We start from the raw sequence: 25,700 nt of genomic DNA, 5'->3' as shown, positions 1-25,700 counted from the left end.
TTGCAGTATTATTAAGTAAAATACAAAGGGATTGTTTCCTGTAAACTTATCAACAATTAAGTTTTTATTTGGATAAATTAAGAATTGAACAATTGATTTTATTACCATATGTCAATTTTAATTATTAAACAATCGTTTAAATTTGCCTCTTAATTTTTTGGTTAAAATAACAGATGATGAAAAAAAAATTATATGTGTTTCTTGCAATGTTAATTGCAAATGTCTTCAATGCGCAATCTGAATTGGTCAGATGGACAAAAAATAATCTTAAAGCTACGACAGTAAGTCATGTTTCTGCTCAAGATTTAACCGCTGCTGGCGGAGTGGCTATTACTTCCACAAGCTGGGATCAGACTTTTTTTATGATTTCAGGATTATCCAGTTCCAATACTATTGATCTCGCGAAGTATGTGCAGTTATCTGTTTCGCCGGGTAATAACTATAAGCTTACACTTGCAAGTCTTAATTTAAGATACAGAAACCAAGGCGGTACCTCAAAATTCGAGATCAGATACGCTACCAATTCTGATTTTTCCAATCCACAAACTTTATTTTCTTCAGCCGTTGCAGATGCAGATTGGCATAATCTCTCACAAAGCAATTTTACTAATCCTACCGTTTTTTCTGGCAAGACGATGTATATCCGTCTTTATGTTTACGAAACTAACAGTAATTTTCATCTATCCTACACCCCAAATGGTGGCGCAGGTTTGGGGCCCAATATCACAGGAACTGTTGCGGTAGATACGCCATCTGCGCCAGTTGCAAATGATGATGCATTCACGATTCCTAAAAATAATGATGGCGAATTTAATATTCTTAATAATGATGTTTCCGCATTTGCCATTACTTCGGTTTCCATCACACAGCAACCGGCTCACGGGACAGTCACGGTTAATGGTACCGCGAATGTCACTTACAAACCAGCGATCGGTTATCTTGGGACAGATACTTTTAAATATACTGCAACCAATTCCGTAGGAACATCCAATGTGGCTACAGCCAGCATCAATGTGATTGAAAATACAGATGCAGCACTCGTAAGATGGAATAATGCCACTTTCACACCCAGCATTTTCAACAATTATATTACAGCTAATAATCTCAGCGCTACGGTTGGTTTTTCTTATGTTTCAAATATCAGCGCGAGCGGATATAATGCATTTCAAACATCTGGATGGCCAGATAAAAATGCCCAGACCATAGATACTTCCAAATATATTCAGCTTACGGTAAGCCCGAAGAGCGGTTACAAGCTTAATTTATCAGAATTTAATTTTCTCTGTCTGATGCAGGGCGGTGATGCGAAAATCAAAATCGATTATTCTCTTAACAGCAATTTTTCCAATTCTTTTAACTTACTTCCGGAAACTACAATTTCTACCAGTATATCCACCTTTTCACTTAAGAATTTTTCCAAACCTATTGCCACAGACGGCCAGATTCTTTATTTGAGAATCTATGTTTATAATACCTACAATGCGATGCAGATCCTTTTAAAGGACGGCCAAAACGCTGGTCCTGTTTTCATTGGAAATGTAGAATACAGCTCGACTGTACCTATTGCTTACAATGATTCTGTTTCTGCGGTTGTGAATAACGATATGAATGTCAATGTTCTCATCAATGATGATTACAGTAACTTAGTCAACTCTTTGACATTGACCCAGCCATCTCACGGAACGGCTACTGTCAATACCGATAAATCGGTTAATTACATACCTGCAAAAGATTACGTAGGTACAGATTCTTTTTCTTATTACATTACCAATAAATATGGTGTTTCTAATGCTGCAACTGTCAATATTAATGTTGTTGCAAACCGCACTTCTCCACTTCTCCGTTGGGATCAGAACAATTTTACGGCAACACCATTCCAGTCATTTATAAATGCAACGCCGATGACAACCACCGGTGGGATGACTGTAGCAGTTGGAGGAGAGACCAATCCTAAAGCGTACTATCTTGTAAGTTCTGGTAATCAGAATACAGTCAATACCTCTAGGTATGCGCAGTTCACCTTGGATAATATCAGCACCAATAAAACGATAGAGCCCAAAACATTCGGTTTTATTGGAAAAGGAACTCTTGGTGCCACTTATGAATTAAGATATTCTAAAACTGCTGATTTTTCCAGCGATGTCTTCGTACTGGCTAAAAGACAGGTTACCGACAATTACACATTGAATCAATTTAATTTTGATGATGGTCTTAAAGTTGGTCCAGGAGAAAAAATATATATTAGATTGTATTTTTACAACAGTAATTATATACAGTATGTTTTTCAGTTCCTTCCAGGCGCAATGGGACCAGAGCTTGGCGGTCAATTCTATAACCATATTTATGCTTCTACGGATACAATTTGGCAAAATGCGACTGCACCACATTGGAGCAACGGAACACCTGATGCCACAAAGAATGCCATTATTGATACCAACTACAATACAGCGGCGTACACAGGTTTTGAAAGCAAAAACCTGACCATCAACCCAGGAGCAAGTCTTAATATCAACTCAGGAGATTTTGTGAAAGTGAATGGCCAGATTGTCAATAATGCGGGGACAGCAAATTTTATCATTGAGGATAATTCAAATCTGTTACAGACAGGAACCGCTGTGAACACGGGTAATGTCACCGTGAAAAAAGTAGCGCTGATCCCAAAAATGGGCTACAATTACTGGTCATCTCCAGTGATTGGTCAAAATCTTTATCAGTTCTCAGATGGTTATAATACAGTGGGAGCAAGCGGATCCGAGTTGGGAACACCTTGGAACAGATTTTTTGTTTATAATGAGGCTAATGACCGTTTTGTAACAACTTTAGCAAATGATATCACGCTTGGTGCGACATCCGTATTCCAATCTGCAAGAGGCTACGCAATCAGAGGGAAAAATAGTTTCCCGGCACAGATTACCAATACAACGCCAGCCACGACATTTGAATTTAAAGGTGTTCCTCAGAATGGTGATGTTTCTTTTATGTTAAAATATACAGACAGTGCGCACGGTTATAATTTGGTAGGTAATCCTTATCCTTCTAATATCAACTTCGATGATTTTTTTGCAGTTAATAGTACAAAGATCAACGGTGTTCTATTCCTTTGGACCAATAATGACAGCCAGGTGACAACACAGCAGGGCAGTTCTTACGTCAGTAATAATTATGCATTATATAATAGAACGGGAGGAACTTCTGCCACCTACTTGGGCTACAACAACAGAAAGCCTAATGGTTATATTTCTGTAGGTCAGGGTTTTATTGTTCAGGCACAAGCTACTGGGAAAAATCAGCCTTTGATCTTTAATAATGCGATGAGAGGTGCCGGTAATGCCAATTTCTATAATAAAAATGGTGAGAACAAATCGGATCAGAAGGATAGATTCTGGATCGAGTTCAAATCACCTACCAACGTTAATAATGAGATCCTGATCGGTTATCTTCCAGATGCTACCAATGAGTATGACGCCAATTTTGACACAGAACTGCTTTCCGTGGGTAATGATTCTTTCTGGAGCGTTCTGGATAATAAAAAATTGGGTATTCAGGCAAGACAGGCTTCTTTCAATGCAGATGATTTCGTGAAGCTTGCCGTGAAGGCTTCGGTTTCCGGTAATTATACAATCAGTATCACGGATAAAGAAGGTGTTTTCATTGAAGATCAGGACATTTTACTAAAAGACAGCTATCTGAATAAAGTAGTCAATCTGAAAGAAGGTGCTTACGTTTTCAATACAAATGCAGGACAATACGAAGATCGTTTTCAGATTATTTATAAACGTTCGCAGACACTGAGCGCAGGTAGCTATGTGAAGAAAGGAATTGAGATCTACAAAGATGTACAGAACTTCATTATAAAAGCGGATGAGAATCTGGATGAGGTCAGCATGTATGACTCTGTCGGCAGACTGATCTTCAAAACAAATAATGCTAAAAAAGAAGTTTTGATCAGTAACATGAACTTATCAGAAGGCATGTACATTATAAAAGCGATTTCTAGAAATACAACGATGACCAAGAAAGTTTTAAAATAACACATTGAAACTTTAAAAATTTGAAAACCATCAGAATTTTTTTGATGGTTTTTTTGTTGATTTACTATTAAAATTCATAATTTCGTGCTATGTCTTTAGAATTAATTTTAAAATATTTCCCCGATATCACCACAGAGCAGAAAGATCAGTTCGCAGCGCTGGAAACCCTGTACATAGAGTGGAATGAGAAGATCAACGTCATTTCCAGAAAAGATACAGAAAGTCTCTATGAAAAACATATCCTGCACTCCCTTGGGATTGCGAAAATTATGGCATTTGCAGACCATACAAAAGTCCTGGACATCGGAACTGGCGGCGGTTTTCCAGGGATTCCGTTAGCCATACTTTTCCCTAATGCCCAGTTCACATTAGTAGACAGCATCGGAAAAAAAATAACCGTGGTAAAAGGCGTTGCAGAAAGCCTCGGTTTACAGAATGTCACAGCACATCATATGCGGGCAGAACAGCTGAAAGAGAAATTCCATTTTGTCATAAGCCGCGCAGTGACACAGATGCCCGTTTTCCTCACGTGGTTGCGAGGAAAATTCGAGAAAGAACAGTTCAATCCTAAGCACAATGGTGTACTTTATCTAAAAGGCGGTGATCTGGGCGAGGAACTGGCCGGACTACGATGCGAGATCTTCCAGCTGAAAAATTATTTCGAAGAAGAATTCTTTGATACCAAAAAAGTCGTATATCTATCAAAAGGTAATTTTAACAACTAAATAAAGAAATGATTATGAAGAAAGTATTTATTTTATCAGTAGTTTCATTATGCTCTCTTGCGGCAACATCCTGCAAAGACAATGACGATTTTCAGCAGATCACAGACGTTTACGCTCAGAAGATAGACAGTGTAAAAATCCCGATGGATACGATGGCTTTGGGCGTAACACAGGAGCTGAAAGTATATTCCACATTTACAAAAACGTGCGAAGGCATCTACAGCTATGATTATAATTATACCAATGATTCTGTAAGAACCGTTGTCAATTTTGCTTTCAAGACCAATGATGTCTGTGGGGATGGCAGTTATGTAGATGGCAGCCGGATCAATTTCAAACCTGTGAAAACAGGAACTTACACCTTCAAATTCTTTACAGGTAAGGATGCAGCAGGAACCAGTACTTTCCTTGAGAAAAAAGTGGTTGTGGAGTAGGATTGATGTCATTATAAGGAGCTTAATCCCGCTTTCCGTTGCAATCTTTTTTGCAGACGATTTCCATTTAAATAGAACTCTAGGTAAACGCAAAAAAGGATTTCCACTGCAATCGGGGCTATGGGATTTGTCATCAGATCAGCAAGACAGATAAAAATACCATTTTGTCATTCCGTAGGAAATCTAAATGAAATGCTTTAACAAAGTCGATGTCAACGTTGCGTGCTAAATCTGCAAAATTGATAAAATCTGCGTGGGGTAATTATTCTTTACTTCTTTGCTGAGCGTCAGCACATTTACAAACCTGAAAAATGGTTTCAATATGTTCCAGGAAATCCTTGAGAACCTTGCGTTAAAATTCAGCGCAAATATCAAATAAATTTGAAATGTCAGCTAAAAATAATTAAATTGAGCCTTTACTACAAAAGGCTTTTTTTATGCAGTTTCTCCACAGGATCATCTCAGAATTATTAGAAAATCACAAAGATCTTTCAGGATTAGACGTCGTCTTACCCGGGAAAAGACCAATGGTTTTCATCAAAAGGATCCTTCAGGAAAAGAAGTATGAAGGGCTTCTTCCTAACTTTGTCACGATAGATGAACTCATCGCAGAACTTTCAGAAAATCTGGAGATCAAAGGTATTGCCCTTTGGCTTTTCGGTTACAGGACCTATCAGAAAGTAGATTCTTCAGAAGATTTCTCCGGCTTCCTGAAATGGTTCCCAACGCTCCAAAAAGATTGGGACGATATGATGAAGTTTTCAGAAAAGGATCAAAAGATCCTGGAATGGATGCTGGACGAGGAACGCATCAAAAACTGGGGAGAAGATCTGGGAGAAGAAGATAATCCAAGAAAAAGAAACCTGAATTTCTGGCGGAAAATGAATGAGTTTCTGCCACTTCTGAAATCAGATCTGAGGAAAGAAAATCTCGCAACTTCCGGAATGATCTATCAGGAAGCTTTTTCCAGGTTAGAAAATTTTGCCAAAACAAGCCAGAATTATTATATTTTCTGCGGTTTCAACGCATTATCCAGAGTCGAGGAAAAGCTCGTGCGGCTTTTGCTGCAATGGAACAAGGCAGAAACCTATTTCCAGGCAGATCAGTACTATATTGATGATGCCAGACAAGAATCCGGAAAGTTCCTGCGAGAAACCATAAAATGGAAAGAATTTGATCTGTACAGAAATTTTAAATGGATCGATAATCAGTTCTCTCAACCTAAAAATATCAAAACCTATGAGGTTTCCGGGAACATTGTTCAGGCCAAGGTTTTACCGGAACTTCTGAAAAAAATCCCAAAAGAAGAATTGTCAGAAACGGCTTTGGTCTTGTTGGATGAGAATCTTCTGCCAGCCGTTTTGGATAGCCTGACTTCTGTAGAAAGCGTGAATATCACGATGGGTTTTCCATTGAAAAATCTGTCGTTCAGCAACGCGATCAAAAAACTGTTTTATCTGCAGAAACAACAGGAAAAAAAATCATCCAGCTATTATTATGCAGACGTTTTACCAATTTTGGAAGAACTACCGAATGACGAGATAGACAGCGCAATTATCCAGGAATTCATCTCGAAAATTGAGGAGCGGAACATTGTTTATATTTCAAAAAATCTGCTGGCAGAACTACTGGGAAATCTGAGCTATTTTCAGCTGCTTCAGAAACCGGAATCTACGCAAGGCTTTTTAGATCTGTTGATCAAATTCTGTTATGAGCTGAAATTCAAAGAGCTGGATGATATTCAGTATGAGAATATTGCCCATTTTGAAAAGGTTTTTAAAGTGATCAAAAACCAATTGCTGCCTTATAAAATCGAAATTAAAATCGAAACTCTGGAAGTGCTCATCAATCAATTGGTCAATACAGAAAGTATTGATTTTGTGGGAGAACCATTAGCTGGATTTCAGATTATGGGACTTTTGGAAACGCGTCTTCTTAATTTTAAAAATATCATTCTATTGTCCGTGAATGAGGGGAAACTTCCGCTTGGGAATACGCAGAATACTTACATTCCGTTTGATGTCCGTAAGAATTTCGGACTCAATACTTTTCTGGAAAATGACAGTATCTATGCCTATCATTTTTACCGTCTGATTCAGGATTCGGAGAATGTTCATTTGCTTTTCAACGCCCTGAGTTCTGGTGTAAACACAGGTGAAAAGAGCCGGTTCATCACGCAACTGGAGATGGAAAGTCCGCATAAGATAGAGCATATCATTATAGAAAATACGTCTGAACCTATTTCTCAGGAATTGATGAAGATTGATAAAAATGAAGCCGTTATGCAACTCTTGACAGAGTGGAAAAAACGTGTTTCTGCTTCTCATCTTGTGACTTATCTTTACAATCCCATTGATTTTTATCTCAATCAGATCCTGAAAACCAGAGAAACCAACGAAATAGAAGAAGAGCTTTCTCAAAGGAATTACGGGAATCTGGTTCATTATGCACTTCAGTTTTTGCATGAACCTGTCAAGGGTAAGATTCTGTCAGTTAATGATTTAGAAGATCTGATTTTAAAAGTGGATGCCTCAATAGAAGATGCTATTGAGAAACTGAAACACCAAGCCGAATTCTACGAACGCGGTATGAATTTTATCCACAAAGAAATTGCAAAAAGGGTCGTGAGAAATATTGTAGAATATGATCTGGAACTGGTGAGAAACGGATCTGCTTTGGAAATCATAGACCTGGAAAGAGAGATCAATTGTGATTTTTATCTGGATGAAAACCGGACAGACCAAATCAGTTTCTACGGTTTCATTGATAGAATTGATAAGCTGGACGGCATTACCCGCGTCATAGATTACAAAACTGCGAAACCGAAGAATCTTGCCATCAATCTTGGGAAAAATAAGGATGAGAAGTTGCCGGAATTGTTTTTCAGGGATGACTACAAACAGGCTTTGCAACTTTCGATCTATAAATTCTGCATCACCAATTCTTTGAACATAAAACCGGAAAATGTAGAAACCGCCATCTGGTCTTTTGCAGAAGTGAATAATGGTCCTCAAAACCTGAATTTCATAGATATTGAGGATTCTGAAGTAGAAGATTCTATCAGGAACCTGATTGGCGAAATCCTGAATCCTGATGTTCCGTTTGAGGAAAAAGAGAAAGTGAGTTGGTAGGTTTAAAAGGCTTCGACTCCGCTCATCCTGACAGAGTTAAATGTTACATTCAGTATTTAATTTGTCATACCGTGCGGAGTAGAAGTATTTTGTAATAATAGTATCTGCCAGATTTTATTGATTCAGCAGATAGAAATAGATTTGCAAAATCTGTGAGAAAACAAAAAAAATGGATTACGGCTGACTTTTCAATTTCAGATCGCTTAGTTTTCCTCTTACTTTTTTCATAAAATCATCGCCTGGATCGGCTTTTCCAGTGAAATATTTTGGATTGGTCTCTTTCCATATTTTAGAATTCCGGAAAACCCCATATTCCGAATGTCCGATGAGATATTCAATGGGATATTTTTTGCTTAAATATCTAACCAGTTCTGCGTTGGCTTCAACTTGTTTATCCGTCAAAGGCTGTGCTTTACTACCAATATTTTCTACACCAATGGCGCAATAATTCAGTCCAATGGTATGTCTGGCGAACATTTCAGGATCTACCAACTGATAGATTGTACCGTCTCTGTCTATGAGAAAATGCGACGAAACATTCAGAGGACTTTGGTTTTTCAAAGTTGCACGTTGATTTTCAAGATACAGATTATTGAAATATCTGAAGTTAGAATCTATCGTTCCACCGGCTGTGTAATGCAGTACGATAATTTTAGGTGTGATCTTCGGGGTTTTCTGATCCAGTCCGTGATGTTCTTTCAGGTAATCCAGACTCAGCCTGGTTTTTTCCTTAGAATAATCAATCGGTTTCTGGATGATCTTTATATTCTGAGCTTGCAATAGAAAGCAAAAACTCAGAAATAATATTTGAAATAGTCTAGTCATAAAGATTATAAATCACAAAAGTCACCATTTTTTTTTTAATTTATCAATTACCATTCATTTATTATCATTGATAAGAATAATGTCCCGTAATCGTCCAGTCGAAAAGACAGTCCTGCAAAACCTGTCCGGCGCCAATGTTATGGACGATCATAAAACGTTTGCCGTCCGGCGATTTTCTGTTGACCACAATCCCGATGTGCGTCAGGTTTCTGGGAAGATCCCAGGTCACGATGTCGCCCGGAACGTAATCTTTCGGGTCCTGAGACATTGGTTTGACTTTGCCAAATTTAGCAAAAAATACCTGCAAATTAGGAACTCTGCGGTGGTCTATGTTAGAATCTGGTCTTTTCAGGCTCCATTTTTTTGGATATTTTGAGAAATTCTTCACCATATCTTCGTGAACTTCTTTTTGTAGATCAATGCCCAATTTGCGGTATGCGCGGATCACGACATCTGTGCAAACGCCTTTGCCAGCTGGAACATCACCGTTGGGATATTTCAAAACGAAATAAGCGGGATCATAAACCACTTTATCTTTTGTCAATTCTATCGCGGCATTTGAAAGTTTCAAAGGAAAATTCTGTCCGAAATTAAAAACAGAAATTAAAAGAAACAGGAAAACGTATTTTCTCATTGTAATATTTATACATAAGAAACGAAAAAACCCACGAAAATATTCCGTGAGTTTCTGTTAAAAATATATAAGATTGATTTGGTCTTATCCAAAGGCATTGATGCCTGTAATGTCCATTCCCGTAATCAGAAGATGGATGTCGTGTGTGCCTTCATAGGTGATCACAGATTCCAGATTGGCTGCGTGACGCATCATCGGAAATTCTCCCATAATGCCCATTCCGCCAAGCATCTGTCGGGATTCTCTTGCAATATCGATGGCCATTTTGACATTATTCCTTTTCGCCATAGAGATTTGTGCTGGCGAAGCTTTATGCGCATTTTTCAGTATCCCAAGTTGTAGGCAAAGCAATTGCGATTTTGTAATTTCTGTCAGGAATTCTGCTAATTTTTTTTGCTGAAGCTGAAATCCACCAATAGGTTTTCCAAACTGTTTTCTTTCCTTAGAATATTGTACCGCCGTGCAGTAACAGTCGATCGCTGCGCCAATAACGCCCCACGAAATCCCGTATCTGGCAGAATTAAGGCAGGAAAGAGGTCCTTTCAAACCTTCGATATTTGGAAGCACGTTTTCTTTCGGAACTTTCACATTATTGAAAACCAGTTCTCCGGTTTTGGAAGCTCTCAGGCTCCATTTGTTATGCGTGGTTGGTGTGGTAAAGCCTTCCATCCCGCGTTCCAGAATCATTCCACGTACTTTTCCGTCTTCGCCTTTTGCCCAGATGACGGCGATGTCTGCAATAGGTGAGTTGGTGATCCACATTTTAGCACCATTCAGAAGATAATGGTCCCCTTGATCTGTGAATTTTGATTCCATTGAGGAAGGATCAGAACCGTGGTTGGGCTCTGTCAAACCGAAACAGCCGATCAAATCGCCGGATGCTAACTTGGGTAGATATTTCTGTTTCTGTTCTTCCGATCCATATTCAAAAATAGGGAACATTACTAATGAAGATTGTACAGAAGCCGCTGAACGAACTGCTGAATCGCCTCTTTCCAGTTCCTGCATTATTAAACCATAAGAGATCTGATCCAATCCAGGTCCGCCATATTCCTCGGGAATATAAGGTCCCAAAGCTCCAATATTGCCTAATTCCTTCATCAATCCCGGAATATCTGTATGATCTTGCGCTGCCTGATCGATTTTCGGCATGACGAAACTCTCGACCCAGCTGCGCACAGAATCACGGATAAGCTTGTGTTCTTCGGTTAACAGGGTATCTATTGAGTAATAATCGGGTATGCTGGTGAGTGGGTAGTATGACATTGTTTTGTTTTGCCTAAAAATAAAGCTTTTCCTGAATTACCAAAAAGTTTTGTTAACAAATAATTCATTTTCTGAAAAACGTCATAATTGTTATGCAAACCGTTTTGTGACCAAACAACTTTGGCGGAGGTTAGAAAACGAGGGTTTTGTAACCAAATCACTTTTACTTTAGTTTGAAAACCGTCGTTTTGTGACAAAAGTAAAAGTTGTTTGGTTTTCCACTAATCGTGGGAGACTTCCGCTGAAGTTGTTTGGTTTGTAAACGGTCGTTTTGTAATGAAATGAGTTTTTTTAGATTGATACTGAAATTAATATTACTTTTATAATACACAAATCACGGATTACAAATCCGCGACATCGGTGAATGATAATTAAACTTTTTTAAGTATGAAAATTTGTTTAATTATTTTAGCGATACTTTTTTAATATTTAAATTATTTATATGAAATATTTTTTATTTGGTTTGGTTTTTATTTTTATTGAAAGTTGTAAAAAGCACGAAGAGAATATAACAACTATAAATAATGATTCAGTTTCTGTTCAAAAATTTCAAAAAATTTCAGATAATGAGATTCTAGATAATTCTAAAAGGGATATGTTGAAATTAGATTCTTTAATAAATAGTAAAGCTGAAATTACTGAAATAAAAAAATTTATTGATAGTTCTTTAGAAATGTTTATGACAGATGAATTTGGTATTGATTACACTGAGGATTCTGATAATTTATTAAAACAAGTTTTTAAAATATCAAACCAAAGTGTAGATTCTATAGGAGTTAAGCCTAATTATAAGATTGAAAAGACAAAGATAATTCTTAATGATGATGAGTTTGTTGTTGTATCTATTTTTGGGAAATTTAATTTTATTGATAAATACGGAAAAAGAATATTAACAACAAAAAATATTGCTTTAGGTATTTCTGAAAATAAAGGACATTCGTTTAAATTTCTAAATGTCAATAATTTTGAAGAAGCTAGAAAAACTTTAAGTTATAAATTAACTGAAAACCAAATTAATTCAATGAAGTTTTTCAAAAATAAAGAAGATAAATTAAAAACTGATTTAGAAAATAATTCTGATGATTTAAATGCAGTTTCACAATCCCAAGAAGTAAGTTCTAAATTATCCGAATTAGCAAAAACTACCAACAAAATAGGAGGTAATGTTATTGAAGGAACTGGAAATTATGAATAATTAAAAAGTTTTACTACCGTTATAGGAATGCAAACAAAAGAACATACGAGCGAGACGCTCGCTCTAGCTTAAACAAAACAAAAAAGCTCCAATCAAAAATTGGAGCTTTCACATTATTTCTCTTTCACATCCTTACTAACCTGTTTCTCCGCATTCTCAGCTTTCTTTTCCTGCGCTCGTTTGTCTTTTCGTTGTTGCGCTCGGGATTTTTTCTCAGCTCGTTTTTCTTCTCGGATGACTTTGTTGGATTTGGTGTTGTAAAGCGCGTCCAAAATGCCTTGTCCGGTTTTGCTGAAGATTTTGATTTTCGGTTTCTCGTGCGTTCCGGTTACTACAACAGGGAAACCAATCCATCCTCCAGGTGGCAAACCAACTCTGATTCGGAAATCGAGCAGGCCATTGAAACTCGTCGTTCCGCTGATGGATGGTCTCAAAACCGAAACTTTGAAAGTAAATGGATCCACGTGAATCAAATTGTTTTTGATATTTGTTTTGATGTCAACGCCCTTCATATCGGGATTGTTAAAGGCATCTGCGCCAATACCACTTCCAACAGCGGAAAGCATTTTCAGGTTTTTGACTTCCACATCTTTCAGGTTGACGTTTCCGCCACCTTCAAGAGATGGGTAGATCGGTTTCATATTCCCATCAAAATCGCCTTTCAATTTGTAATCAAGAGAAACAATTCCTTTGACATCTTTGGCTGCAGTTGCCATTTCACGAATCATATCAATTTCTTTGTAAGCCCTTTGTACATTGAAGTTATCGACTTTCAATGCGACATCATAATTGGCCGTGATCGGTGATTCATTCTGATATCTCGCATCAATTCCCATTCGGCTTCCGACAATGTCGAAGCTTGTATTCTTCAGGTACACTTCGCCCTTGTTGACAGACGCCAATCCAACCAGATTATTCAATCCAAGCCCTTTGAATTCTACTTTTTTCGCATTTGCTTCCAAAGCAACATCCAGGTTTGTAGGAACAATCACGACGCCGCTGCTTTTCGGATTTTCTTCTTTCGCATATTCTACAGCCAGCGATTTGTCTTTGTTGTCGCCTTCTTTCAACGCCATAAATTCATCAACCAAAATATAATTGGATTTGAGATGAAATTTCCCGTGCAAAGTTCCTTTTCTCTCAATAAAATAATTGATCGTATTTAAAAGATAGCCATTCAAAGCGAAATCAGATTTCCCATAAGTTGCATAAAACTTTCTGAACCACATTTTTTCATTTTCAAACTCGAAGTTGCCTTCTTTTATGAAGAATGATTTCGGAAGATATTCAGTCGTAGCTTTTATATTTTTAAGAATCAGATTTCCCCGGTTGTCCAGTCTGCTGTATTGTCCGGTTGTCGCGTAACTTTGTCTTCCGTTTAGAGACAGATCGGCCATTATCAGACCGCTGACATCCAAACCTTCTTTCCTGAAAACCTGATAGATTCGGCCAATGTTCAAAACACCTTTTGCTTTGACTTTGTACAACAGATCTTCGAAGTTTTGAAGGTCTGCATTCACAAAAACCGGGTTGCCTTCAAAATCAAATTTGAACGGATCAAGTTTCACACCCAGACTTTTGAAAGTCCCATCTGTGTTATAAATATTCGCTAAAATATTGATGTTCTGGATCGCATTGGGGTAATATTTCGTTTTTAGCCAGCCGTTTTTCAGATTCAGATAAGCTTTTGTTTTTGGGAATAATCTTTTATCTAAATTGAATATTCCATTCGATTGAATATCCGTATTCATCAAACCTTTCAGCTCAATATCCTTCAATCCCAACGCCGCATCCAAGGTGGCCAAATCAATGCCGCCTTTGATGTTGGCATTGATCTTCATCTCATCCATTCCTTGTGTTCTCACAACGGCTCGGAATTTATTATTTTTACCTAGGTCAAAACTCAGATTTCGAAGGTCGAGTAGGAGTTTGTTTGTGTCAAGAGAAGGTAAATCCACGTTCAAATTCAGATTCAGATTGTTCATTGGAACCGGCGCATCGCTGTTGGAAACAAAACCATCATTCACTTTCAGACTGGCTTTCAAATCTGGCTTTTGGTTTTTCGGCTCACTGAACCTTCCTTTTAAACTGAAAAATAAATCACTGTTACCTTCAATCTTTGTATCCTTCACCCAACTCAAATACTGCGGTGGCAATACGGACAGCATTTCTTTAATGGTCGTTTTTTCCGAAGCTGCATTGATATTCAGATTATATCCATCCTTCAAAATACTCACAAAACCTGTGAATTTCAAAGGCAGTTCATTGATTCTCAATTCATTTTTGCTCAACACAAAAGTCAAGGCATTGGTGTTGATTCTAGTGATCAAATCTGCGTGAAGTGATTTTTCTTTGGCGTACCAAATCCGGTTCAGAGCAAAATCAAGTTTGTCAATTCCAAGGTCGGTCTCGAGGTCAAAAATATCTTCGCTCAATCCACCTTTTCCAGTATAATTAAGACCTTTCGCATTTACAAATACATTGGCTGCGTGGTCATTGTATTTGATGTTCCAGTTTATTAGTTTGATTAAATCTAATTTGATGGATGCGCCAGCTTCCGTTGTATCTTTCTGCTTCTCCGAAGGTTTGGAAACATAAACATTGTAATTGGCTTGACCTTTGGAATTGACGAAAACATTGGCTGTAGCGTCGTTTACATATATTTCATCAATTTTGATTTCCTGTTCAAATATTAAATTTTTAAGATTGATTCCGACTGAAACGTCTTTTGCCGCGAGCAATGTATCTTGTTGAAATGGCTTTGATCCTTTGAGTAAGAAGTCGTCCACAGATACTGTGAGAGAAGGGAAGTGGCGAAAAAAAGTAAGCTGAGTTTTCTTATAATCCAACTCTCCAGCCAAGTGTTTATTAGCAAATATCTTGACCTGATTTGAGATCTGACCGGGAAAAAGAATCGGAATAATGAACATTAAAAATAGGATAGAAGCAATCGTAATTCCCAACCATTTTAATATTTTCAGTAGTATTGTATTTAGATTTCCCGCACTCATAAACGTAGATTTTTATGATTAATTCAAACATTGTGCTAAAGAAAAAATGCTTCCAGATATGAAAGCAATTTAATGGTCAAAAAAACTGGTATCACTTTAAAATCAACCTTATATTTTGATGTGATTCTATAATCTCAAACAATATATCAAATAAAGTCGGTCCGTTTCCTGCCACCAGTTCATCCAGTTTTTGTTGAATCAAATTAATATTAAAAGGTTTTCCTTGCTTGATTTTATTTTGATAAAATTCTTTGGTTGCTTCAAAGCCCAAATCTTGTTTAGATTTCTCAGAATCTTTCCAAATAATCTCCCCCTGAAATCCATAAAGAATATCATCAAAACCATCTAGCGTGCCCAATTTCCAGCCTGCGCCTTCCATCAAGATTGCTGAAACTTCTTCGTAGAATCCAGACAAATCAGAAAAAAGGCTGCCATTAATGACAGCCATTTCCTTTTTATTATTATTTGAAGTACTCCACTCCATTTTTGAAGATGTTGTGATAATTCGCAGTAGGAATATTTTTCATTAACCCTTCTGCAAAACGTTCCGGATGCCCCATTCTACCATAAATTTTACCGTCTGGACTGGTAATTCCTTCAATTCCGAATAATGAGTTATTGGGATTGAACGGCATTCCGTGAGCAATGTTTCCTTCTAAATCTTGGTATTGCGTTGCAATCTGGCCATTTTCGTACAACTTCTGAATTTCCGCTTCCGAAGCCATAAATCGACCTTCACCGTGAGAAATTGGAATCGTATAAACTTGATCTTTCATTCCTTTCAGCCAAGGTGATTCGTCATTCAAAACCTTCACATTCACCATTTGAGAAATATGTCTTCTGATGGCATTGTGAGCTAAGGTCGGAGAATTTTCATCCAAGTCCTTAATTCTTCCGTAAGGCAACAATCCTGACTTCACCAAAGCCTGGAAACCGTTACAGATTCCAATGATCATTCCGTCTCTATCTAGCAATTCGTGAACGGCATTTCTCATCTTTTCGTTCTTCAAAACATTCACAATAAACTTAGCAGAACCGTCTGGTTCGTCACCCGCAGAAAACCCTCCGGAGAATGCTAAAATCTGAGACTGTTTAATTTCTTCTACCCAAGCGTTGATGCTTTCGTCCAGCAGTTGATGATTGATATTAATCAAAGGCAAACTACTAACAACGGCACCTTCTTTTTGGAATGCATTCAGCGTATCGTATTCGCAATTTGTTCCCGGGAAGATTGGTGCAAAAACTCTCGGCTGAGCAAGACCGTGTTTCTTAATAATGATATTTCTTGGGTTAATTGAGTTCAATTTTGAATCCAATTCAACCACTAATTTTTCTTTTTCAACCGTTGAGAAAAGGTTTTCAAACGTTTTTGTGTTGGCTTCAAGTAATTTTTCGATTTTAAATTCTAAATTACTGATTTTCAAATAATCAGAATTTTTAACTTCACCTATTAATTGAAGTTGATTAATACTTAAGTTTTCTGTTGCTTCGATGATAAAACTTCCGATATTTTTAGCCAATAAAACATTCTCATCAGCCCTATTTATTTCAGCTCCCAATCTGTTACCGAAACTCATTTTTGCTAAAGCAACTGCAACGCCTCCTTCTTTCACAGTCTTCACTGAAACTATTTTTCCAGCTTTGATATTTTCGAAAATCAATTCAAAAACAGCCTTCAGATTTTCGTAATTTGGAAGTCCGTTTTCCTGTGGAATATGATTGAAGAAATACAGTTTATTTCCTGCTTGTTTAAATTCTGGAGAGATCACATTTTTCTTTTCTCCATTAGCACAAGCGAAAGAAATCAACGTTGGCGGAACATTCAAATCCTGATACGTACCACTCATTGAATCTTTACCTCCGATGGCAGCCAAACCAAGATTAATCTGTGCATCATAAGCTCCCAAAAGAGAAGCTAATGGCTTGCCCCATTTCTCAGGATTCTGACCTAATTTCTCAAAATACTCCTGAAAACTAAGTCTAATATTTTTATAATCGCCACCCATCGCCACGATTTTAGCAACGCTTTCTACAACGGCATAAGAAGCGCCCAATAATGAGTTTTGCTTTGAAATTTCGGCATCAAATCCCCAACTGGCAAAAGAAACCGTTTCAACATCTTTTGCACCTAAAATAGGCAGAGTTTGAGCGCTTCCTTCCATCAAAGTCTGCTGGTATTTTCCACCCAAAGGCATCGCAACCGTAGTGGCACCGATAGAAGAATCAAACATTTCCAACAAACCTTTTTGAGAAGCAACGTTTTTGTCGCTTAAAATTTTCAGGAAATTCTCTTCATTAAAAGTCTGAGTTTCGTCTTTTACTTCATTGAGATGTGTAATCTTAACTTCCTGACTTTTAGAACAGCCATTAGTATCAAGAAATTCTCTTGAAAGATCAACAATCTTATCACCTTTCCAGAACATCTGCATTCTTCCGGAATCTGTCACTTTTGCCACTTCAACAGCGACAATGTTCTCAGCTTCACAGAATTTGATAAACTGCTCTTTATCTTTTGGTTCAACCACAACCGCCATTCTTTCCTGAGATTCAGAAATAGCAAGCTCAGTTCCGTTCAAACCTTCGTATTTTAATGGTAAAACATCTAGATTAACTTCCAAAGAATCAGCGATTTCACCGATGGCCACAGAAACTCCACCCGCTCCGAAATCATTAGACTTTTTAATCAATCTCGTCACTTCAGGATTTCTGAATAACCTCTGAATTTTACGTTCTTCAACCGCATTTCCTTTCTGAACCTCAGAACTCATCGTGTGTATAGAAGTTTCGTCCTGCTCTTTAGAACTTCCGCTTGCTCCGCCAACACCGTCACGACCAGTTGCTCCACCTAAAATGATGATAGAATCGCCAGCTTCAGGCTTTTCGCGTCTTACCCAATCTACAGGAACAGCGCCGGTTACAAAACCAACTTCCATTCTTTTTGCTTTGTAGCCTTCATCGTAAATTTCGGAAACCATTGTAGTTGCCAAACCGATTTGGTTACCGTAAGAAGAGTATCCGTTTGCAGCCTGTTTTGTGATTGTTTTTTGAGGTAATTTCCCTGGTAAAGTTTGGTCAACCGGCTCCAACACATCTGCAGCGCCCGTTAATCTCATTGCCTGGAAAACAAAAGAACGCCCAGATAAAGGATCTCTAATTGCGCCACCTAAACAAGTTGAAGCACCACCGAAAGGTTCAATTTCTGTTGGGTGATTGTGTGTTTCGTTTTTGAATAATAAATACCAAGGTTCTTTTTTACCATCGTATTCAGCTTCAATTTGAATGGTACAAGCGTTGATCTCGTCAGAAACCACCAAATTTTCTAAGTTGCCTGTTTTATGGAAATATCTTGCGCAAACAGTCGCCAGATCCATCAAAGAAATGGGTTTCAATTCGCGTCCTAAGAATTTTCTTTTTTCGATATAATCATTGAAAATAGTTTCCAATGTATGTTTAAATTGTCCTTCAAATTCGATATTTGACAACTCTGTTTCAAACGTTGTGTGACGGCAGTGGTCACTCCAATAGGTGTCTAAAACTTTTAATTCAGTTTCGGTAGGATTTCTTTTTTCAGTTCTAAAATATTCCTGAATAAATTTCAAATCATCCAATCCTAATGCAAAACCGTGATTATTAAAGAATTCTTCAAGCTGAGCATCATCAAAATTGATAAAACCTTCGTGAATAATCACTTTTGACGGTGTTTCTTCCGCAGGAATATTTAAAGTTGATAAATCTTTCTCCTGAGATTCTACTTTATTGATGAGAAGGTCTTTAATTTTACCTAAATCAGATTCAGAAACTCCTTCGAATTCGATAAGTTTACCACTTCTTACTTTAGTCTTCTCATTTCCAGTAAGTAAAGCAATACATTGCTGCGCAGAATCGGCACGCTGGTCGTATTGTCCAGGCAGAAATTCTAATGCGAAATAAATTCCTCTTGCAGGATTTTCTTCGATTAAAATATCGGTAACCGGGTCAACGAAAGTGCTGTTAACTACCTTTTCAAACTCGCCGTCATTCAAATTGAAAATATCGTACACATTGTATACTTTTACGCTTTGGATAGATGGAACCACCGCTTTTTCTTCATCAAAAATTTTAGGACTTTCTACATCGAAAATTCCTCTTTTTTCTACGAAAATTCTTTTGTTTTGAGACATTAGATGTCAGATATTTATTAGATTTATTTTTAATTTCAAAGCAAATTTTTTGAATTTGCAAATATATTTTATAGCATTCCTACGGAATGCAGATTTATTTGTATTTCTGTTTTTCTACGCATAGAACACTCCTACGGATGTTTGTATTACGATTGTCGCAAGCGATTCCGTTAGGAATCATATCTGTGTAGTAAGCATATTAGAAGGAATGGTGCAGTCCGTAGGACTGCTATCTTCTTGTCATTAAAACTCACAAAAATAATTCTCCTGCAATCAAAAAATTAATTTTCATCATCATAGAATTCAAACAAATATTCATTCTTAAATTCAATTTCAAATGCGTTCAGCATCTCCATATATTCTTCTCTGAAACTCTTCTTCGAATGATGTTTTTCCTGATTCAGAATATAATTTACAACTTTATCCTTCTGGCTTTTCGCATAAGAAAATGCGCCATAACCTTCCTGCCAGAAAAACTTTCCAAAACACAATTTTCTGTCATTAATAAAATTTGTGGATTCAATTTTAACCGTTTTAATCAGTTCCGGAATTGTAATCTGCAAATTCTTATAACTGAAGAAGATATGAATATGGTCTGGGTTTGCATAAATAGCTAATACTTTTTGTTTCTTATTGCTAAATATTCCACAAATATATTTTTCAACTTCTTCTCTTACTTCTGATTTAATTTTAATATCTCGTCCTTTTGTTGCAAAAACAACCTGAATATAAATTTGTGTATAAGTATTAGCATAAGATTTTATTTTTATCATTCTTACAAAGATAGCATTCCTACGGAATGCGCACTCGTAGCAACATACTATCTACACAGATTTTATTCCTACGGAATAAATTAAATCGAAAACTTAATTTTCAAACAAAAAATGCAGCCCAAGAGACTGCATAAAGTTTATACTTTCAGGTCAGACTCCAAACCAAGCAACTCGCTGTTGGCATCCAAAATAGGCTGAACTTCATTGGCAATGAATTCTTCCGTTTGAATAGGTGCAAAACCGATGAAGTTTTTAGGATCTAGTACTTCTTTTAATTTTGATTTATCAAGCTTCAAAGAATGGTCGTTTAAGATTCTCTCGATCAAATCATTTTCTTTTCCTTCTTCTTTCACCTGTTTAGAAGCTTCCATTGAGTGAACTCTGATGATTTCGTGGATTTCCTGACGGTCTCCACCCGCTTTCACTTCTTCCATAATGATGTATTCTGTCGCCATAAACGGCAATTCTTCCATAATATGTTTGTTGATTCTGTTCGGATACACCACGATTCCGTTCATAATGTTATTCCAAATCAATAAAATTGCATCCACTGCTAAAAATGCTTGTGGAATAGTCAATCTTTTGTTTGCAGAATCATCCAAAGTTCTTTCAAACCATTGCGTAGAAGCCACCATCGCAGAACTTGTCGTTAAAGACATTACATATTTTGCTAAAGCTCCTATTCTTTCGCTTCTCATTGGGTTACGTTTGTAAGCCATTGCTGATGAACCGATTTGGTTTTTCTCGAATGGTTCTTCAATTTCTTTCAAATTTTGAAGTAAACGTAAATCGTTGGTGAATTTATGTGCAGATTGAGCAATATTCCCTAATAAAGCCACTACTTTAGCATCGATTTTTCTGTCGTAAGTTTGACCCGAAACACCAAAAACTTTCTCGAAACCGAATCTTTTAGACAATTCTTTATCTAAATGTTTCACTTTAGAATAATCACCGTTGAAAAGCTCCAGAAAACTTGCTGCAGTTCCGGTTGTACCTTTTACACCTCTGAATCTCAATGTTTCCAGGAAGAAATCCAATTCTTCAATATCAAGAACCAAACTTTGTAACCAAAGTGTTGCTCTTTTCCCAACTGTGGTTAACTGAGCAGGTTGGAAGTGAGTAAACCCTAAAGTGGGAAGATCTTTATATTGAATAGAAAAATCAGCAAGATTTTTCATTACGTTAACCAACTTTTTCTTTAAAATTAAAAGTCCGTCACGGATTTGAATTAAATCTGTATTATCTCCTACAAAAGCTGAAGTTGCTCCCAAGTGAATAATTCCTTTTGCTGAAGGTGCTACATCGCCGTAAGTGTGAACGTGAGCCATCACATCATGGCGGAATTTCTTCTCATATTCTGCTGCTTTATCGTAATCGATATTGTCAACATTTGCTTTCAACTCTGCAATTTGCTCGTCTGTGATGTCTAGACCGAGGTCTTTTTCTATTTCAGCGAGAGAAACCCAAAGTTTTCTCCATGTTCGGAATTTGTTGTTATGGGAAAAATTAAACAGCATTTCTTCACTGGAATAGCGCTCTTCCAATGGGTTTTTGTAGGAATTCATTTCTTTCTTTTTACTTTTTTTAGATACACAAAATTAAGAAAATTAACCGATTGAATAAAACGAAATTGAAGATTGGAAACAATTTAACCAAAAGATAATTTTTGAATCAAATAATCGGCGGGATATTTGTATTTTAAATTTAAAATCTAGCAAAATGGTTTCTAAAAACACCTCCGAAATAAAAATTAGTGTGACGACAGCTTATGATAATTTAAATAGTTATCCTTCTGAAAACCGTTTTGTTTTTCGATATCATATTGAGATCGAAAATCTTGGAAGTTTTCCTGTGAAACTACTTTCCCGGAAGTGGATCATCTATGATCTTGGCTTTGGATTTAAAGAGGTGGAAGGTGCCGGTGTAATAGGATTGACACCAGTGATAGAAGGTGGCGACAAATTCAGTTATTTTTCTAACGTGATGCTGAAATCTGGCGTTGGTCATATGGAAGGTCACTATGTTTTTGAAAATGGAGAAAAAGATACTTTCAATGTTGGTATTCCAAAATTCAACTTGGTTTCGGAGGTTTTGAGTAATTAGGATGTTTCTTTTTCTCTGCGTGTATGCTGATCACAAGAGCATATGATGGTTTGCAGCCCGGCCTGAACGGAGCTCTTTTTCTTTTTTCTCAAAAAAAAGAAAAAAGCGGGAGTGGAGGACGGAATAGCTGCCCAAATAGTAGCTTGACTGATGCTAGAGAAATTTGATTTTTTTGTTAAACACTTCTTTGATCTCGTCATTTCTTGAGATCATCAATCTTTCGAAACTGAGGAGAGAAATCTTGGCACACACTTCTGCATCGGCATCTGCTCTGTGGTGGTTGAATTTGATCTGATGTTGTTCTGCAAGGTTTTTCAGGCCATAGCTTTTCAGATCTTTCCACGCTTTCTTTGCAACACCAATGCTGCAGAGGTAATTGATTTTTGGTGTGAAAAAGCCGTAATGATCCAGACATCCTCGCAAAACGCCAGCATCAAAAGAGGCGTTGTGGGCGATCATCAGGTTGCCATACATCAACTGTTCTATCTCGTACCAAATGTCGCCAAAAGTGGGAGAGTTGCGGACATCTTCTGGATTGATGCCGTGAACAGCCACATTGTGGTGATTGAAATAAGGATAAGAAGGCGGTTTGATGAGCCATGATTTGGTTTCTGTGATCACGCCTTCTTCCACGATGCATATTCCCAGCTCGCAGGCGGAGTTTTTTTCGTGGGTAGCGGTTTCAAAATCTAAGGCAATGAAGTTCATTCTATTAATTTTGCTTTGAGCCTAAAAAATGCTTGAACATCAACCATTTTGTCTGGTAATAAGGATCGATCTGCTGTTTTTGTCTTCTTTTAATTGATCCTGGAAGTTGTAAGTAAAAATAAACGTGGGCTTTGAGAACGGCCCAAAGAAATCTCCATCCATTTTTGTAAGCGAGATAAAATGCGGCGTAACCGTCCAGATGTAGTCTGAAGAACAGAATTAAAAATACTTTGGATAATGGCAGATTCTTGAGCATCATCGAGAGGTTATTTCGGAAATTGAGATAAGTCTTTTCCGGATTCTCTTTTTTTAATGTGCCGCCGCCAACGTGATAAACAGTAGATTTTCCGCAGTAATAAATTTTTCTACCTTCGTTTTTCAATCGCCAGCAAAGGTCTATTTCTTCTTGGTGTGCAAAGAATCTTTCATCAAATCCATTCATATTCCAAAAATCCTGAGAACGGATGAATAGTGAACAGCCTGATGCCCAGAAAATCTCTGTCTCGTCGTTGTACTGTCCGTTGTCAGATTCGATATTTTCAAAAACACGTCCACGGCAGTAGGGATAACCCAGATTGTCTATCAAGCCTCCGCCAGCACCCGCAAATTCGAATTTGTCTTTTTGGTTGTAATCCAGAATTTTTGGCTGTATGGCTGCAATACCATTATTCTCGGAAAACAATTTTGTGATAGGAGCAATCCAGTTTTCAGTGACTTCTACATCAGAATTCAGCAGACAGTAAATGTCAGCTTGGATAGACTTCAGACCTTGGTTGTAACCTGCTGCAAAGCCAGAATTCTTTTGATTCTTAACAATTTTGATTTGAGGAAAATTGGATTTTAGGAATTCAATAGAATGGTCTGTGGAAGCGTTGTCTATGACAACTATATCGGCTTCTGATGAATGTTCGATAACAGAAGGCAAAAATTTCTTCAGCCAGTTTTTCCCATTCCAGTTAAGTATCACAATAGCTACAGTCATCTATTCTTCGTACGTTTTGATTGCATCTTTGTATTTCCATCTTCTGTGTGACCACAGCCAATTGTCTGGTCTTTTTTTGATGGTATTTTCCAATAATCCGTGGAATTTTTTCACCACTTCGTGTTCTACGAATTTTTCACCTTCCGGATCAATTCTGTGGTAATTGACCTGATAAAATCCCCGTTTCACTTTCTTCATCTCGCAATAGATAAAAACCAAATCCATGCGGGTGGACAATTTATCATATCCAATAAAAGCTGGTGTTTTCTGATTCAGAAATTTAAGTCCGTAATTGACGTGGGATACATGAGGTGTTTGGTCTGCCACAAACATGTAAATGGAATTTCCATCATTTGAATTCCGAAAAATATGTTTGATCACATCGTTGGCTTCCAAAGATTTGTTGTTGAATCTGTTCCGAATCATTTTGATTTTATTTTCCCAAAATTTACTGCTCATTCTGCGGTAAACAGGATGGCAGTCTTTTTGAGGAACAAGTGTAGCCAAGGCATTGAACCATTCCCAATTGAAAACGTGGCCGGAAAGAAGAATGACGTTTTTCCCTTCTGCTTTGGCATCGTGGAAAAGCTCTTGATTCAGATGTTGCATTCTCACTCGGGATTCGGTATTACTGATTGTAAAAGCCTTTAGCATCTCAGCTAAGTAATCGCAAAAATTAGAAAAGAATTTCTTTGAAATGTCTTTGATCTCTTGATCTGATTTATCGGGAAAAGAATTCTTAAGGTTTTCTAATACTTCTTTCTTTCTGTATCCAATGATGTAGTAATTGATAAAAAACATCATATCTGAAAATACATATAATACTCTCAGTGGTAATTTCGAAATAACTAATAAAATGCTGAATAGAAACTGATTCAAACTATTGTGTTTATTGGCAAATATACTGAAAATGGCGGGATATTTGCTTAAATTTGATGTTGTAAATCAATATTTATCTCACATGAAAAAATCAATCATCAAATCTTTTTTGATGGGGAGTCTGGCCATGTTTTCGGTTGCAAATGCGCAGACGACGGGCAGTCCACTTACAAAAGAACAATTGGAAGCCAAGAAGAAAGCTGCCAGAGAAGAAGTTTCTAAGTTACCTAAGCCTTATCATCCGGAAGCTAATGCCAATTTGGATATCCAAAATGCGGTGAAGCTTGCTAAAAAAGAACGTAAGAATGTGATCATCCAGGCTGGAGGCAATTGGTGTATCTGGTGTTTGAGATTCAATAATTATGTGCAGCAGACGCCGGAAATTAAAAAAATAGTGGACGATAATTATGTTTATTATCATTTGAACTGGTCACCAGAAAATAAGAATGAGAAAATATTTGCCAGCTACGGAAATCCTGGAGAGAAGTTTGGCTATCCGGTTTTTATCGTATTGGATGAGAACGGTAAGCAGATTCATACGCAGGACAGTTCTGTTTTGGAAGAGGGCAGTGGCTACAGTCTGGAAAAGGTAAAGGAATTTTTCACCACTTGGAAGGGATCAATTCCAAAACTTGGGGGCTAGGCAAAAAGCTTAGACAACCTAAACAAGAAAAATGCTTTATCCCGCACACCTCTTAGTTGCAATCTGAAGTTTTTTATTTTAGCATTGAATGACTCGGCGGAAGCATTGGTACTTCTTCTCTCAAAATAATTGAGAATGTCTTTGTAATGGATCATTATGGTTTTCCTGAGTACTGAGAAAGATTTAAATCCTGATTCTTC

Annotated in this window: 19 protein-coding genes; 7 read left to right on the top strand and 12 right to left on the bottom strand. The window is 37.2% G+C overall.

Going from position 1 to position 25,700, the window contains the following annotated elements; all coding sequences use genetic code 11:
- Nucleotides 1–176 precede the first annotated feature (176 nt).
- The 4 genes from F564_RS0113300 (at nucleotide 177) to F564_RS0113280 (ending at nucleotide 8,321) form a co-directional block, all read left to right on the top strand.
- The gene (locus F564_RS0113300; protein ID WP_161625942.1) at nucleotides 177–4,031 is read left to right on the top strand and encodes an Ig-like domain-containing protein; all 3,855 of its coding nucleotides are present in this window, start codon (nucleotides 177–179) and stop codon (nucleotides 4,029–4,031) included.
- 89 nt (nucleotides 4,032–4,120) lie between these two features.
- A complete protein-coding gene (gene rsmG, locus F564_RS0113295; protein ID WP_028123085.1) occupies nucleotides 4,121–4,756 on the top strand; it encodes a 16S rRNA (guanine(527)-N(7))-methyltransferase RsmG in 636 nt (211 codons plus the stop codon).
- 14 nt (nucleotides 4,757–4,770) lie between these two features.
- On the top strand, nucleotides 4,771–5,190 hold the full coding sequence (locus F564_RS0113290) for a hypothetical protein (protein ID WP_028123084.1): 420 nt from the start codon (nucleotides 4,771–4,773) through the stop codon (nucleotides 5,188–5,190).
- 437 nt (nucleotides 5,191–5,627) lie between these two features.
- A complete protein-coding gene (locus F564_RS0113280; protein WP_028123083.1) occupies nucleotides 5,628–8,321 on the top strand; it encodes a PD-(D/E)XK nuclease family protein in 2,694 nt (897 codons plus the stop codon).
- A gap of 174 nt (nucleotides 8,322–8,495) precedes the next feature.
- Here the strand turns inward: F564_RS0113280 and F564_RS0113275 are convergent, their stop codons facing one another.
- The 3 genes from F564_RS0113275 to F564_RS0113265 form a co-directional block, all read right to left on the bottom strand.
- The gene (locus F564_RS0113275; RefSeq protein WP_034981599.1) at nucleotides 8,496–9,146 is read right to left on the bottom strand and encodes a peptidoglycan recognition protein family protein; all 651 of its coding nucleotides are present in this window, start codon (nucleotides 9,144–9,146) and stop codon (nucleotides 8,496–8,498) included.
- Nucleotides 9,147–9,210: 64 nt separating this feature from the next.
- Nucleotides 9,211–9,780, bottom strand: coding sequence for a DUF1287 domain-containing protein (locus F564_RS0113270; protein WP_028123081.1), 570 nt, complete (start codon nucleotides 9,778–9,780; stop codon nucleotides 9,211–9,213).
- Between the two features lie 84 nt (nucleotides 9,781–9,864).
- On the bottom strand, nucleotides 9,865–11,046 hold the full coding sequence (locus tag F564_RS0113265) for an acyl-CoA dehydrogenase family protein (RefSeq protein ID WP_028123080.1): 1,182 nt from the start codon (nucleotides 11,044–11,046) through the stop codon (nucleotides 9,865–9,867).
- Nucleotides 11,047–11,488: 442 nt separating this feature from the next.
- On the opposite strand from F564_RS0113265, the gene F564_RS0113260 reads away from it, so the two are divergent.
- Nucleotides 11,489–12,241: a hypothetical protein gene (locus F564_RS0113260; RefSeq protein WP_028123079.1), complete on the top strand. Its 753-nt coding sequence runs from the start codon at nucleotides 11,489–11,491 to the stop codon at nucleotides 12,239–12,241.
- A 113-nt stretch (nucleotides 12,242–12,354) separates the two neighbouring features.
- On the opposite strand, the gene F564_RS19265 is transcribed toward F564_RS0113260, so the two are convergent.
- From F564_RS19265 to purB, 5 genes are all read right to left on the bottom strand, one after another.
- Complete coding sequence (locus tag F564_RS19265) at nucleotides 12,355–15,252, bottom strand: AsmA-like C-terminal region-containing protein (protein WP_051259674.1); 2,898 nt, start codon at nucleotides 15,250–15,252, stop codon at nucleotides 12,355–12,357.
- A gap of 91 nt (nucleotides 15,253–15,343) precedes the next feature.
- Nucleotides 15,344–15,736 (bottom strand): ribonuclease inhibitor, encoded by a 393-nt coding sequence (locus F564_RS0113250; RefSeq protein ID WP_051259673.1) that lies wholly within the window; start codon nucleotides 15,734–15,736, stop codon nucleotides 15,344–15,346.
- Entirely contained in the window at nucleotides 15,714–19,412 is a 3,699-nt protein-coding gene (locus F564_RS0113245) for a phosphoribosylformylglycinamidine synthase (RefSeq protein WP_028123077.1), read from the bottom strand. Before F564_RS0113245 ends, F564_RS0113250 begins: the two co-directional genes overlap by 23 nt.
- 281 nt (nucleotides 19,413–19,693) lie before the next feature.
- Nucleotides 19,694–20,185: an IS200/IS605 family transposase gene (gene tnpA / locus F564_RS0113240; protein WP_034981595.1), complete on the bottom strand. Its 492-nt coding sequence runs from the start codon at nucleotides 20,183–20,185 to the stop codon at nucleotides 19,694–19,696.
- A gap of 137 nt (nucleotides 20,186–20,322) precedes the next feature.
- Nucleotides 20,323–21,750, bottom strand: a complete 1,428-nt coding sequence (purB, locus tag F564_RS0113235) for an adenylosuccinate lyase (RefSeq protein WP_028123075.1) — start codon at nucleotides 21,748–21,750, stop codon at nucleotides 20,323–20,325.
- Between the two features lie 154 nt (nucleotides 21,751–21,904).
- On the opposite strand from purB, the gene apaG reads away from it, so the two are divergent.
- A complete protein-coding gene (gene apaG / locus F564_RS0113230) occupies nucleotides 21,905–22,288 on the top strand; it encodes a Co2+/Mg2+ efflux protein ApaG (protein ID WP_028123074.1) in 384 nt (127 codons plus the stop codon).
- A 153-nt stretch (nucleotides 22,289–22,441) separates the two neighbouring features.
- Here apaG and F564_RS0113220 read toward each other — a convergent pair whose 3' ends face one another.
- From F564_RS0113220 to F564_RS0113210, 3 genes are read right to left on the bottom strand one after another with little or no spacing between them, the layout of a single operon-like run.
- Nucleotides 22,442–22,996, bottom strand: coding sequence for a 3'-5' exonuclease (locus tag F564_RS0113220; RefSeq protein WP_028123073.1), 555 nt, complete (start codon nucleotides 22,994–22,996; stop codon nucleotides 22,442–22,444).
- Between the two features lie 4 nt (nucleotides 22,997–23,000).
- Complete coding sequence (locus F564_RS0113215) at nucleotides 23,001–23,978, bottom strand: glycosyltransferase family 2 protein (protein WP_028123072.1); 978 nt, start codon at nucleotides 23,976–23,978, stop codon at nucleotides 23,001–23,003.
- Nucleotides 23,979–24,857, bottom strand: a complete 879-nt coding sequence (locus F564_RS0113210; protein ID WP_028123071.1) for a lysophospholipid acyltransferase family protein — start codon at nucleotides 24,855–24,857, stop codon at nucleotides 23,979–23,981.
- A gap of 82 nt (nucleotides 24,858–24,939) precedes the next feature.
- Between F564_RS0113210 and F564_RS0113205 the strand changes: the two genes are divergently transcribed.
- Nucleotides 24,940–25,500 (top strand): thioredoxin family protein, encoded by a 561-nt coding sequence (locus tag F564_RS0113205; RefSeq protein WP_028123070.1) that lies wholly within the window; start codon nucleotides 24,940–24,942, stop codon nucleotides 25,498–25,500.
- Here the strand turns inward: F564_RS0113205 and F564_RS0113200 are convergent.
- Nucleotides 25,497–25,700, bottom strand: a 204-nt coding sequence (locus F564_RS0113200; protein WP_028123069.1) for a transposase, incomplete at its 5' end; no start/stop codon positions are given. The genes F564_RS0113205 and F564_RS0113200 overlap by 4 nt on opposite strands.

Origin of the sequence: Epilithonimonas tenax DSM 16811 (genome assembly GCF_000428485.1) — a bacterium.
In the GTDB taxonomy this organism is placed as follows: Bacteria; Bacteroidota; Bacteroidia; order Flavobacteriales; family Weeksellaceae; genus Epilithonimonas; species Epilithonimonas tenax.
This window is presented reverse-complemented; position numbering and strand designations above follow the sequence as displayed.

What these genes read in the sequence shown, in the direction of transcription:
- F564_RS0113205 (WP_028123070.1), top strand. Translation starts at nt 24,940, where the DNA reads ATGAAAAAATCAATCATCAAATCTTTTTTGATGGGGAGTCTGGCCATG.
- F564_RS0113265 (WP_028123080.1), bottom strand. Translation starts at nt 11,046, where the DNA reads ATGTCATACTACCCACTCACCAGCATACCCGATTATTACTCAATAGAT.
- F564_RS0113215 (WP_028123072.1), bottom strand. Translation starts at nt 23,978, where the DNA reads ATGACTGTAGCTATTGTGATACTTAACTGGAATGGGAAAAACTGGCTG.
- F564_RS0113290 (WP_028123084.1), top strand. Translation starts at nt 4,771, where the DNA reads ATGAAGAAAGTATTTATTTTATCAGTAGTTTCATTATGCTCTCTTGCG.
- F564_RS0113220 (WP_028123073.1), bottom strand. Translation starts at nt 22,996, where the DNA reads ATGAACTTCATTGCCTTAGATTTTGAAACCGCTACCCACGAAAAAAAC.
- F564_RS0113275 (WP_034981599.1), bottom strand. Translation starts at nt 9,146, where the DNA reads ATGACTAGACTATTTCAAATATTATTTCTGAGTTTTTGCTTTCTATTG.
- rsmG (WP_028123085.1), top strand. Translation starts at nt 4,121, where the DNA reads ATGTCTTTAGAATTAATTTTAAAATATTTCCCCGATATCACCACAGAG.
- F564_RS0113280 (WP_028123083.1), top strand. Translation starts at nt 5,628, where the DNA reads ATGCAGTTTCTCCACAGGATCATCTCAGAATTATTAGAAAATCACAAA.
- tnpA (WP_034981595.1), bottom strand. Translation starts at nt 20,185, where the DNA reads ATGATAAAAATAAAATCTTATGCTAATACTTATACACAAATTTATATT.
- F564_RS0113300 (WP_161625942.1), top strand. Translation starts at nt 177, where the DNA reads ATGAAAAAAAAATTATATGTGTTTCTTGCAATGTTAATTGCAAATGTC.
- F564_RS0113250 (WP_051259673.1), bottom strand. Translation starts at nt 15,736, where the DNA reads ATGGAGTGGAGTACTTCAAATAATAATAAAAAGGAAATGGCTGTCATT.
- apaG (WP_028123074.1), top strand. Translation starts at nt 21,905, where the DNA reads ATGGTTTCTAAAAACACCTCCGAAATAAAAATTAGTGTGACGACAGCT.
- F564_RS0113260 (WP_028123079.1), top strand. Translation starts at nt 11,489, where the DNA reads ATGAAATATTTTTTATTTGGTTTGGTTTTTATTTTTATTGAAAGTTGT.
- F564_RS0113270 (WP_028123081.1), bottom strand. Translation starts at nt 9,780, where the DNA reads ATGAGAAAATACGTTTTCCTGTTTCTTTTAATTTCTGTTTTTAATTTC.
- F564_RS19265 (WP_051259674.1), bottom strand. Translation starts at nt 15,252, where the DNA reads ATGAGTGCGGGAAATCTAAATACAATACTACTGAAAATATTAAAATGG.
- purB (WP_028123075.1), bottom strand. Translation starts at nt 21,750, where the DNA reads ATGAATTCCTACAAAAACCCATTGGAAGAGCGCTATTCCAGTGAAGAA.
- F564_RS0113245 (WP_028123077.1), bottom strand. Translation starts at nt 19,412, where the DNA reads ATGTCTCAAAACAAAAGAATTTTCGTAGAAAAAAGAGGAATTTTCGAT.